The sequence below is a fragment of the Halorubrum salinum genome (assembly GCF_024494575.1).
In the GTDB taxonomy this organism is placed as follows: domain Archaea; phylum Halobacteriota; class Halobacteria; order Halobacteriales; family Haloferacaceae; genus Halorubrum; species Halorubrum salinum.
In genome coordinates, this window is record NZ_JANHDO010000004.1 from 111,048 (window position 1) to 120,088 (window position 9,041).

The 9,041-nt window shown below is 68.3% G+C and carries 16 protein-coding genes; 11 read left to right on the forward strand and 5 right to left on the reverse strand.

Annotated elements, in window-relative coordinates; genetic code table 11:
- The first annotated feature begins 187 nt into the window (after positions 1–187).
- A complete protein-coding gene (locus NO930_RS11360) occupies positions 188–799 on the forward strand; it encodes a translation initiation factor IF-2 subunit beta (protein WP_137783471.1) in 612 nt (203 codons plus the stop codon).
- Positions 800–823: 24 nt separating this feature from the next.
- Here NO930_RS11360 and NO930_RS11365 read toward each other — a convergent pair whose 3' ends face one another.
- On the reverse strand, positions 824–1,759 hold the full coding sequence (locus NO930_RS11365) for a thiazole biosynthesis protein (RefSeq protein ID WP_137783470.1): 936 nt from the start codon (positions 1,757–1,759) through the stop codon (positions 824–826).
- A gap of 136 nt (positions 1,760–1,895) precedes the next feature.
- Between NO930_RS11365 and NO930_RS11370 the strand changes: the two genes are divergently transcribed.
- The 7 genes from NO930_RS11370 to NO930_RS11400 all read left to right on the forward strand — a co-directional run bounded on the left by NO930_RS11370 (position 1,896) and on the right by NO930_RS11400 (position 4,270).
- Positions 1,896–2,162 (forward strand): 50S ribosomal protein L37ae, encoded by a 267-nt coding sequence (locus tag NO930_RS11370; protein ID WP_006114269.1) that lies wholly within the window; start codon positions 1,896–1,898, stop codon positions 2,160–2,162.
- 4 nt (positions 2,163–2,166) lie between these two features.
- Positions 2,167–2,301 (forward strand): DNA-directed RNA polymerase subunit P, encoded by a 135-nt coding sequence (locus NO930_RS11375; protein ID WP_004049526.1) that lies wholly within the window; start codon positions 2,167–2,169, stop codon positions 2,299–2,301.
- 34 nt (positions 2,302–2,335) lie between these two features.
- On the forward strand, positions 2,336–2,590 hold the full coding sequence (locus NO930_RS11380; RefSeq protein ID WP_256403550.1) for a KEOPS complex subunit Pcc1: 255 nt from the start codon (positions 2,336–2,338) through the stop codon (positions 2,588–2,590).
- A gap of 187 nt (positions 2,591–2,777) precedes the next feature.
- Positions 2,778–3,161 (forward strand): prefoldin subunit beta, encoded by a 384-nt coding sequence (locus NO930_RS11385; protein ID WP_049982814.1) that lies wholly within the window; start codon positions 2,778–2,780, stop codon positions 3,159–3,161.
- Between the two features lie 6 nt (positions 3,162–3,167).
- Positions 3,168–3,443: a DUF3194 domain-containing protein gene (locus NO930_RS11390; protein WP_137783469.1), complete on the forward strand. Its 276-nt coding sequence runs from the start codon at positions 3,168–3,170 to the stop codon at positions 3,441–3,443.
- Positions 3,444–3,575: 132 nt separating this feature from the next.
- Positions 3,576–3,770 carry an HVO_0649 family zinc finger protein gene (locus NO930_RS11395; RefSeq protein WP_256403551.1) on the forward strand — a complete coding sequence of 65 codons (195 nt, stop codon included), beginning with the start codon at positions 3,576–3,578 and terminating at the stop codon, positions 3,768–3,770.
- Between the two features lie 56 nt (positions 3,771–3,826).
- Positions 3,827–4,270 (forward strand): universal stress protein, encoded by a 444-nt coding sequence (locus NO930_RS11400; RefSeq protein WP_256403552.1) that lies wholly within the window; start codon positions 3,827–3,829, stop codon positions 4,268–4,270.
- Here the strand turns inward: NO930_RS11400 and NO930_RS11405 are convergent, their stop codons facing one another.
- Positions 4,271–4,825 carry a GMP synthase subunit A gene (locus NO930_RS11405; RefSeq protein WP_256403553.1) on the reverse strand — a complete coding sequence of 185 codons (555 nt, stop codon included), beginning with the start codon at positions 4,823–4,825 and terminating at the stop codon, positions 4,271–4,273. It lies immediately after the preceding gene.
- 189 nt (positions 4,826–5,014) lie between these two features.
- Between NO930_RS11405 and NO930_RS11410 the strand changes: the two genes are divergently transcribed.
- Positions 5,015–5,227, forward strand: coding sequence for a hypothetical protein (locus tag NO930_RS11410; protein WP_137784422.1), 213 nt, complete (start codon positions 5,015–5,017; stop codon positions 5,225–5,227).
- Between the two features lie 144 nt (positions 5,228–5,371).
- Positions 5,372–5,527 (forward strand): rubrerythrin-like domain-containing protein, encoded by a 156-nt coding sequence (locus NO930_RS11415; protein ID WP_137784421.1) that lies wholly within the window; start codon positions 5,372–5,374, stop codon positions 5,525–5,527.
- 39 nt (positions 5,528–5,566) lie between these two features.
- Here the strand turns inward: NO930_RS11415 and truD are convergent, their stop codons facing one another.
- The 3 genes from truD to NO930_RS11430 all read right to left on the reverse strand — a co-directional run bounded on the left by truD (position 5,567) and on the right by NO930_RS11430 (position 8,438).
- Positions 5,567–7,129 carry a tRNA pseudouridine(13) synthase TruD gene (truD, locus tag NO930_RS11420; protein ID WP_256403554.1) on the reverse strand — a complete coding sequence of 521 codons (1,563 nt, stop codon included), beginning with the start codon at positions 7,127–7,129 and terminating at the stop codon, positions 5,567–5,569.
- A gap of 3 nt (positions 7,130–7,132) precedes the next feature.
- On the reverse strand, positions 7,133–7,471 hold the full coding sequence (gene pth2 / locus NO930_RS11425) for a peptidyl-tRNA hydrolase Pth2 (RefSeq protein ID WP_256403555.1): 339 nt from the start codon (positions 7,469–7,471) through the stop codon (positions 7,133–7,135).
- A gap of 115 nt (positions 7,472–7,586) precedes the next feature.
- The gene (locus NO930_RS11430) at positions 7,587–8,438 is read right to left on the reverse strand and encodes a bacteriorhodopsin (RefSeq protein WP_256403556.1); all 852 of its coding nucleotides are present in this window, start codon (positions 8,436–8,438) and stop codon (positions 7,587–7,589) included.
- A 150-nt stretch (positions 8,439–8,588) separates the two neighbouring features.
- Between NO930_RS11430 and NO930_RS11435 the strand changes: the two genes are divergently transcribed.
- Entirely contained in the window at positions 8,589–9,008 is a 420-nt protein-coding gene (locus tag NO930_RS11435; RefSeq protein WP_256403557.1) for a cupredoxin domain-containing protein, read from the forward strand.
- The last annotated feature ends 33 nt before the right edge of the window (positions 9,009–9,041 follow it).

The following is a 9,041-nucleotide window of genomic DNA, read 5'->3' on the forward strand; positions in this document are numbered from 1 at the left end:
CAGAGAGCGGGGAGACGCGGAGCGACCGTGGTTCAAATCTACCTCCCGCTATCTTCTGGACGAACGCCACACCGAAAGCGGTGCATCGGCGTCCCGCCAGTCCGCGGCTCGGTTCGGTCTCTGCACGGGTTTCTTCGGCCGTTCCGAACCCGGAAGCGATTTCCGTCGCGCGGTCGTCCGCTCGCGTATGGACTACGAATCGAGCCTCGACCGCGCGATGGAGGAAGTGCCCGATCTCGGCGGTTCCGACGAGCGACTGTCGGTGCCGGATCCGGAGACGCAGAAAGACGGCGCGTTCACGCGCCTGACGAACCTCTCCGCCATCGCGGACGCGTTGAGCCGCGACCCGGAGCACGTCCACTCGAAGATCCAGCAGGAACTCGGTACCGCCGGCCAGTACGAGGACGGTCGCGCCCGTTACAGCGGGAACTTCCGCGAGCGCGACTTCCAGGCCGCGATCGACTCGTACATCGAGTCGTTCGTCACCTGTTCCGAGTGTGGCCTTCCCGACACGCGGTTAGAGACCGAAAACCGCACGCCCATGCTCCGGTGTGAGGCCTGCGGGGCGTTCCGACCGGTCGCGAAACAGAACACGCAGAACACAGAGCGGCAGGAGGAGGCCATCGAGTCGGGCAAGACGTACGAACTCGAGATCGTCGGCACCGGCCGCAAGGGCGACGGGGTCGCAGAACGCGGCGAGTACACCGTCTTCGTCCCCGGCGCACAGGAGGGCGAGACGGTCAAAGCCTACATCAAGAACGTCTCCGGAAACCTCGCGTTCGCCCGCCGCGAGAACTGAGCCAGCGGGCACAGCGTTTCTCAGTCAGTCGTCGGCGGGAGCCGGTTCGCCGCCCGCAGAGAGCCTGACTTCGGGCTCGTCGACGCCGAGTTCGTCGAGGGCGGACTGTGCGGCGCGCTTGCCGGAGACCAGCATCGCGCCGAACGTCGGTCCCATCCGCGGGAGCCCGTGAGCGGTCGCGACCGCCATCCCCGAGGCGATCAGCCCGTCGTGGACGACGCCCGTGTTCTCGACGACGGCGTCCTCGCTCTCGCCGACCCACATCGAGTCGTGACCGGGCGAGTCGTGGCCGGGCGCGCCGTACTGACCGTCGTCGGTCTGGTCCATCCCGGTGTTGTGTTCTTTCGCGTGCTCGATCCCCGGAGCCGAGAGCACGCCCCGCTCGTCGAGCTTGCTGATCGCGACCGCGTCGTGGCCGGTCGCGTCGATCACGAGGTCGGACTCGACCGCGATCGGGTCGACGCAGGTGATCTCGCGCGGGAGCGCGTGCACCGGCGTCCAGTTCATCACGATCCCGCCGACCTCGTGGTCCTCGCGGATCACGAGGTCGGTGAACTCCGTCATGTTCTGGACGCGCGCACCGGCGTCACACGCCGCCTTGATGAGTCCCGAACAGGCCTCCGGTCCGGCGGCGGTGTAGAGGCCGTCGACGTCCTCGACCGGCTCGTAGTCGACGTCGAGGTCGGCGAGGATCTCCTGAGCCGGATCACGGACTGTCACCGTGTTCATCAGGAAGCCGCCGAGCCAGAACCCGCCGCCGAGGTAGTTGTTCTTCTCGACAATCATCACCTTCACGCCGCGCTCTGCGAGCTCCTTGGCGGCCATCAGCCCGGAGGGGCCACCGCCGAGGATAATGACTTCCGAATCCGTGAAATCGAGGAACCCGTCGGTCCACTCGGTGCCGATAGCTTGCGTTACGTCCGTCTCGCTCACGTCTGCGAAGCCGTCGTATCCGTGCATACAACCAAGTGATATTACTAAGTAGTATTAGTCGTTACGGTCGCCGATGCGCCGCAGACGGCCGTCGCTTCGGCGTCGAGGTCGGCGTCCCCAACTCGTAGCCTTTTTACCCGCGCTGGCGGTATTCGCACTCACTATGGCTGAGGACAAGGCACGAAGCACCGGGAGTGCGGGCCGATTCGGCGCTCGCTACGGCCGCGTTTCCCGCAAGCGGGTTCAGGACATCGAAGAGGAGATGCGCAACGCGACCGTCGACGGCGACGACGTCAAACGCGTCGGGACGGGCATCTGGGTCAACGAGGAGACGGGCGAGACGTTCACCGGCGGAGCTTACCGCCCCGAGACGCCGGGTGGCCGCACCGTCCGCCGCTCCATCCGCGCTGCGCTCGCCGACGAGGAGTAGGTAGATGAGCTACAAGTGCTCCCGCTGTAAGCGCGACGTCACCCTCGACGAGTACGGCGGCGTGCGCTGTCCGTACTGCGGCCACCGCGTTCTCCTGAAGGAGCGCGGCGGCGACGTGAAGGAAGTCAACGTCGAGTAGGTCGGACGACGCGTCGACCGTGGCGACCTCTCCGATGGCCCGCAGACACGAAACGATTCTCTCGTTCACCTATCCCTCCGAGCGACGCGCCCGGCTCGTCGGCGACGCGCTCGCGCCCGAGGTCGACGAGATCGACGACGATCGCTCGGGCGCGACGGTCGAACGCGACGGTGAGGCGGTCCGCGTCCGCGTCGTCGCCGACGACCTCGTCGCGCTCCGCGCCGGGATCAACAGCTGGTCGCGTCTCGTCGCGGTCGCAGAGCAGGTCAGCGCCCCCGCCGGTCGGTGACGGGTCGTCCGGTCCGGTGGGACGGCGGATCGTCTGGTCCGACGAGACGGCGAATGCCGGTTTTCGTTTGAGCTGCTAATACACGGTATTCAGGCGCGTAAACGCCTGCATATCGGTTTTCTCTCGTCGTCGGAGAAGTCGGGGGTTTTTCCGTCCGGGTCGCCACGTTCCGCCCATGCAAGGGAACATGCCGCCCGAGGCACAGGAGAAGATCGAGGAGCTGCAGGAACTCCAAGAGACCGCCCAACAGGTCGCAGAACAGAAAGAGCAGGCGAAGTCCGCGCTCAACGAGTCGAAGACCGCGCTCGACGCCCTCGAAGACGTCGACGAGGACGCCGGAATGTACCGCGAGATCGGCGAGGTTCTCGTCGAGACCGACTACGAGTCCGCCCGCGCGGACCTCGAGAACAAGGTCGACTCGCTCGAAGTGCGCGCCGAGCAGCTCGAAAAACAGGAGGAACGCGTCGAAGAGCAGTTCGACGACCTGCAGGGCGAGCTGCAGCAGATGCTCCAGGGCGGCGCCGGCGGCGGTCCGATGGGTCCGGGCGGTCCGGGCGCGGGCGGCGCGTAAGCCGCGATGAGCGACGAATCGAGCGGTGAGCGTTCGTCCGACGGCCCGAGCGACGCCGCGGTGGTGGACGCCGCGGCCGAGGCGGCCGAGGGAGTCGTGTTCAAACACTACGACCAGTCGACGGTGACCGACCTCGACGTCACCGTCACGTTCGAGGACGGCGTCCTCGACGTCGACGTGTACCTCAACGTGCCCGACGACGCCGAGCCCGACCCCGACGCGGTCGCTCGCGAGGCGGCCGAGACGGCCGGTGAGGCAGTCGACGAACTCTTCGCGGAGTGACGCACCACCGGAACCGATCGGCCGTCACGGCCGGCGGTCCCGGGTGACTGCGCCCGAACTCAGACGATCGGGAGTGACTACCGTGCGGTGGCACCGGTACTTATTACTCGTCCCACCGTGACATGGTACCACATGTCATCGAGTTACGGCGGCACCTCGGCGTTCGACCGACTGCGCGCGCGGCTCGACGGGCGACCGCACGCCTGTGAGGAGTGCGGCTTCGTGAACGACGGCGAATGGGAGGCGGCGACCTCCGGCGCGACCGTCGAGTACCGCAGGGAGTGTCCGAGCTGCGGGACCGAGCAGACTCGACGCTACCGGCTGTGACGCCCGCGGGCCCCGACCGGTCGACACGGGCCGCCCGCTCGGCGCGGACCGCGTGAATGTACGACGCGATCTGCTGTCCGACCGACGGCAGCCGCGGGAGCGACGCGGCCGTCGAGCACGCCTGCGAACTCGCCGCACTCGCCGACGCTCGGGTCCACGCGCTGTTCGTCGTCGACGAGTCGATCGCGGGGGCGGCCGAGTGGGATATGGTCGTCGAACGCGAGGAGGCCCGCGGCGAGCGCGCGCTCGCTGCGGTGACCGACGCCGGCGAGCGCCGCGGCGTCCCCGTGGAGCGACACCTCCGGCGGGGACGGCCGCACGAGGAGATACTCGACGCCGCCGGGGACTACGGCGTCGACCTGATCGTGATGGGGACGGAGGGGCGGACCGGAATCGGTCGGTTCCTCTCCGCCGGCTCGGTCGCCGAGCGGGTCGTTCGTCACAGCGAGGTGCCGGTGTTGACGGTGCGGAGGAGAGACGCGGACCGTGACGTCGCCTGACTACGCCGACTCGCAGATGGCAACGAAGTTCTCGAAGACCTCGTCGCCGCGCTCGGTGTGGGCGACCTCGGGGTGCCACTGGACACCGTACAGGTCCTCGTCCGTGTCCGCCATCGCCTCGATACCGCAGACGTCGGAGGTGGCGGTCCGGACGAACCCCTCGGGCAGTTCCTTCACCTCGTCGGCGTGAGACGCCCAGACGCGGGTCTCGGGCGCGAGCGATCCCACGAGCGGATCCTCCTCGTCCACGATCTCCACGTCGACGTCGGCGTAGCCGCCGTAGTCGCCGCCGCCGACCGCGCCGCCGCGCTCGCGCGCGATCAGCTGCATCCCGAGACAGATGCCGAAGACGGGGACGTCGCCGTCGAGGTAGTCTGGCGCGTTGCCGACGCGGTCCATGTCGGGACCGCCGGAGAGGACGATCCCGTCCGCGTCCACCTCCTCGGCCGGTTCGTCAGCCGAGACGATCTCGGTGTCGACGCCGAGGTCGCGGAGCGCGCGCCGTTCGAGGTGCGTGAACTGGCCGTGGAGGTCGATGACGACGATTCGGGTCATGCCCTCGATTGCGGACTCGCGCACAAAAACGGCTCGGAACGGGACACAGTATCGTGGGTTTTTCCGGCCGAGAAACGCCGAGTAGATCCAGAGTTGTGGATCAGTCCGTCCCGAACCGCCGTCGCTCGCCGTTCTCAGACCGAGCGAATCGCCGGCATCGGTTTATCCACACAAACCTAACGATAAATCATGATGATAAGAGCACTGCTCGCGGTCTTCGGTGTCGTCGAGTTCCTGTTCCCGAGGCGTCTCGCCGACGCGGCGATGTCGCTAGCGACGACTGACGACTCCGAGTACGAGCTTCGTTCGTGGGTGTATACCGTCGCGCGCGTCGAGGGACTGTGTATCGCCGCTCTCGCGCTGTGGAGCGGGCGGCGTGTGTCGAGTGGCGACGACGAGTAGCCACGGACGAGAGACTCGTCGTACCCGTCCGCCGGCGGCGTAACGCGGGTGATCCGAGCTGCCGGAGAATGATTATACCACCTCTTTTGTCCTTATATACCTATCAGGATTAATATTATTTGCGGCCGGCGCGAGGCTCCTGATATGCCTCACAACCAAGACGTCGCAGCCGTCGACAGTACAGACGCCGAGTCCACGTACGAGTGCCTCCAGTGTGGACGGCTCGTCTCGTCGGAGACCCACCCCGGAACGTGTGAGTGCGGCGGCGAGTTCCAGAACCGGGAGAAATCGCTCGAGTGAGGGCCGGTCTGTCCGTCGTCTGTTCTGCCGCCCGGGCGATCAGCCGTCGAGCGGACCCGATTTCGTGAACTCTCTGAGGAGAACGGTCGCGTACGAGCCGCTCGGGAGCGCGAACGCGAACCGCGGGTCGCCGCCGTCGACGGTCACGTCGAGATCGGAGCGGAGGAGGATCGCCCGCCGGGTCCCGGCCGAGTCGAACTCGTCGGGCAGCGCGAAGTCGCTCGGTGCGATCCCGGCGTCGTCGAGCACTTCACGCTCGATGTCGCCGGGTTCTCCGCCGCCGAGTTCGGTGTCGGTGCCGACGAGCGGCGCGGTGACGAACGCCCGACCGCGCTCGCAGTGGCGGGTGACGACCGAGACGCGGTCGGCGTCGACGCGCTGGAGCCGGTCCGCGTCGGGGGCGTACAGCTCGTCGGGCGCGTCGACGTCGGCGAAACAGACCACGTCGCCGGCGACGGGGCGGTCGAAGGGGATCCCGCGTCGGAGACGCTCGCTCACGATCCGGTTGAACAGGGCCGACTGTGCGGCGTTGACGAACAGCCGCTGGAGGTTCGACGGGACGGCCTCCAGCGCGTGCCACCAGTCGTCGTGGTCGCGCGGCGCGTCGGGGGAGACGCCGCGGTCCGCGAGCCGGTGAATCATGGAGCGCTCGAACCGAAGCTTTCGCGGGATGTCGTCGAGACAGGCCGCCCAGTCGCCGTCGCCGGTGCCGTCGACGGCGAGGTCGGTCGCGCCCGTCGCTTCGCCGCTCGCCTCCCCCGCCGCGTCGCTCGCGTCGTCCGCTCCGCCGCTCACGCCGAACGCGGCGTCGACCCGCCCCCGGGCGGCCCGCGTGTCGTCCGGCTCAGCGGGAGCCGGATTGCCCGCGTACAGCCGGACCGCCTCCCGCGGGTCGTTCCGGACGATAGCGAGGCCGACGCGGTGGGTGACCGGCCGGCGGCTCCCGAACCGCTGCTGGCCGAAGTAGTTGGGGACGCCGACGGTCGCGCCGTCGACGACCGCCGCGTCAGCTTCGATCCCGTCGGCCCCGGTCCCGTCGGCTCCGTCCCCCCCGCCCGCGAACGCGGCGAGATCTCGAGTCACGTCGGCGATTCGGTCGGGAGCGTCCGCGGCCGCGTCTGCGACCCGGATATCGAAGGCGTTGCCGGCGAGGTCGCCGAAGGTGAGCCCGCGCCCGGCGCGTCCGAGAGGCTCGATTTCGGCCCCGCGGATCTCGGGGAGGTCGTCGGGGTCGACGCCCCGGAGGGTGAAAAGCTGGGTCGTGACCGCGCGCTTGTCCTTGGTCCCCGCCCACGAGACGCGCTCACGGCTGATTCCGAGCGCGTCGGAGATCCGCCGCGCGAAGTCGTTCGTGTCCCAGTCGCGCAGCGTGACGCGGACGACGAGTTCGGGGTAGCTCCCCGGGTCGACGTCCGTGGGCTCCGGCTCGAACGCCTCCAGTTCGCGCACGCGGAAGTCGTCCGGCGTCTCGCGGAGCCGTCCCCCGATTCCGTCCGCGTCGCTGACGTAGTAGTCCATGCCGACCGCGCGCTCGATCGGGTGGCCCTCTCGGAGCGGGATCGGCGAATCGGTACCGTCGCTGCCGGCGCTGTCGTCCGTCATCGGTCAGTACAGCGAGAGGTCGCCGGTCACGCGGTCGACCAGTTCGTCGCGGGCGGGGCCGACCGCGAGCGCGGTGACGGTGCCCGGTTCGAGTTGGGTGTGGCCGGCGTCGCGGACGACCGCGTACGGGAGCCCCTCCGTCTCCGCCTTGTCGGCCAGCGCGAACAGCTGGCTCTCGGAGTCGCCCTTGAGCACGACCTTCTTTTGCCCCTCACCCTGCCACTTCTTGCGGGCGCGTCGACCGGCGTCCTGGTACGCCGACAGCGACGCGTGCGCGACTTGGGCGGCGAGTTTCCCCGTACCCATGCCGATGTCGGTCCGAGCGACGATGGCCTGTTTCATATTCCAGACACCGCCGCCGCGGATTTAGCGCTTGTCTCTCGGCGGCCGCGCGTTCGTCCCGACGGCGTCCCGAGTCACCGATGTCGTCGATCAGTCGTCCGCATCCCGCCGTCGATCAGTCGTCCGCGCCCGACGCACCGCGGGTCGCGGCCCCGAGTCCCGACGCCATGCCCGCGACGGTTCGCTCGTTCTCGACCACCCAGCGGAGCAGGAGGAACGCGAAGAGGTACTTCGCGACGATGTCCATGCCGCTGTAAGCCCACGAGGTGACGGCGACGTCGATCAGCGCGAACCCCTCCGCGCCGAGCGCCCAGACGACCGGGTAGCCGAGCCAGAGGACGACCGTGAGGATCTTCAGCGTGTCGAATATCTCGGCCGTCCCGGCGATCTCGGCGTCTTCGGCCCACTCGACGAGGAGGACGTATAAGACGACGACGAAGAACGCACAGCTGATCGCGTACCACACCCACCGGAGGAGATACGAGGAGGTGGTCAGCGCGGCCGCCAGCCCGGTGACGCACATCCCGATGTCCGCCGCGATGGCAGTGAACAGTTTCGTGGGGTTCGAGCCCGCGAGAAGCCCCAGAGCGAGCAGTATCATCGGCGTCGACAGCGCCCACGTGAGATACCGACCCCACATCGTCAGCACCGCCTCGCCGGCGAGCGCGTGGCCGGCCGGCATCTCGAGGAAGCTTATCGTGAGCCCGGAGGCGAGCCCGACGTAACTGGAGATGGACACCAGCGGGACCATGAGCGTCGCCACGAAGATCAGTTGGGCGCGCGGGTCCTCGACCGTCCGTCCCATGAAGACGAAAAGGAGGATCGACAGCCCCGCGAGCGCGATGTTCACCCAGAACGACGCGTTCAACAGCTGATCGCTTTGCACCGCCTGATACGCCTCGGTCTGGGTCGTCCCGAGCGGGACGCCGCCCTGTACCAGCAGGTCGAACGCGGCAGTCTCGATCATGTAGCGTCCGGAAGTTGGGTGCGACGCTGTGTAACAGTAGAGCCCAACTAGTTGGGTACGCGAGTAATACGGGGTGGCGAACCGCCAACCCAGTTCCCGCTGAACGGGGGCGACCGCGATATTGAAACGACCGGAGCCCTCACGTTGGGTATGCACCGCAGACGGTTCCTCCGGCGGGCCGGCGCGCTCGGGGCCGCGGGGGCCTCGGTCGGCCTCGCCGGCTGTGCCGGCGTCGGCGGCGACCCGGGGTACGACGTGGGAATGATGGCGTCTGCCTTCCGGCCGGCGGAGATGACCGTCTCCGTCGGCGACACCGTCGTCTGGGAGAACACGAGCGCGCGCACCCACACAGTCACCGCGAGTCGGCTCCCCGACGAGGCGGCGTACTTCGCGTCCGGCGGCTACGACGACTACGAGACCGCGCTGGCGGAGTGGGAGAGCGATTTCGGCGGCGGATTAGAGACCGGCGACCGCTTCTCGCACACGTTCACCGTTCCGGGCACGCACCACTACGTCTGTATCCCGCACCTCACCGGCGGGATGGTCGGGACGGTGACCGTGGAGGAGTAACCCGTCGCCCCGCGGCGATCCCCGTGCCGACCG

Excerpts from the sequence above, each read along its gene's own strand:
- NO930_RS11400 (WP_256403552.1), top strand. The coding sequence starts at position 3,827 with ATGTACGACGCGATCTGCTGTCCGACCGACGGCAGCCGCGGGAGCGAC.
- NO930_RS11380 (WP_256403550.1), top strand. The coding sequence starts at position 2,336 with ATGGCCCGCAGACACGAAACGATTCTCTCGTTCACCTATCCCTCCGAG.
- NO930_RS11395 (WP_256403551.1), top strand. The coding sequence starts at position 3,576 with ATGTCATCGAGTTACGGCGGCACCTCGGCGTTCGACCGACTGCGCGCG.
- NO930_RS11360 (WP_137783471.1), top strand. The coding sequence starts at position 188 with ATGGACTACGAATCGAGCCTCGACCGCGCGATGGAGGAAGTGCCCGAT.
- NO930_RS11365 (WP_137783470.1), bottom strand. The coding sequence starts at position 1,759 with ATGCACGGATACGACGGCTTCGCAGACGTGAGCGAGACGGACGTAACG.
- pth2 (WP_256403555.1), bottom strand. The coding sequence starts at position 7,471 with ATGAAACAGGCCATCGTCGCTCGGACCGACATCGGCATGGGTACGGGG.
- NO930_RS11390 (WP_137783469.1), top strand. The coding sequence starts at position 3,168 with ATGAGCGACGAATCGAGCGGTGAGCGTTCGTCCGACGGCCCGAGCGAC.
- truD (WP_256403554.1), bottom strand. The coding sequence starts at position 7,129 with ATGACGGACGACAGCGCCGGCAGCGACGGTACCGATTCGCCGATCCCG.
- NO930_RS11430 (WP_256403556.1), bottom strand. The coding sequence starts at position 8,438 with ATGATCGAGACTGCCGCGTTCGACCTGCTGGTACAGGGCGGCGTCCCG.
- NO930_RS11435 (WP_256403557.1), top strand. The coding sequence starts at position 8,589 with ATGCACCGCAGACGGTTCCTCCGGCGGGCCGGCGCGCTCGGGGCCGCG.
- NO930_RS11410 (WP_137784422.1), top strand. The coding sequence starts at position 5,015 with ATGATGATAAGAGCACTGCTCGCGGTCTTCGGTGTCGTCGAGTTCCTG.
- NO930_RS11385 (WP_049982814.1), top strand. The coding sequence starts at position 2,778 with ATGCCGCCCGAGGCACAGGAGAAGATCGAGGAGCTGCAGGAACTCCAA.
- NO930_RS11415 (WP_137784421.1), top strand. The coding sequence starts at position 5,372 with ATGCCTCACAACCAAGACGTCGCAGCCGTCGACAGTACAGACGCCGAG.
- NO930_RS11375 (WP_004049526.1), top strand. The coding sequence starts at position 2,167 with ATGAGCTACAAGTGCTCCCGCTGTAAGCGCGACGTCACCCTCGACGAG.
- NO930_RS11370 (WP_006114269.1), top strand. The coding sequence starts at position 1,896 with ATGGCTGAGGACAAGGCACGAAGCACCGGGAGTGCGGGCCGATTCGGC.
- NO930_RS11405 (WP_256403553.1), bottom strand. The coding sequence starts at position 4,825 with ATGACCCGAATCGTCGTCATCGACCTCCACGGCCAGTTCACGCACCTC.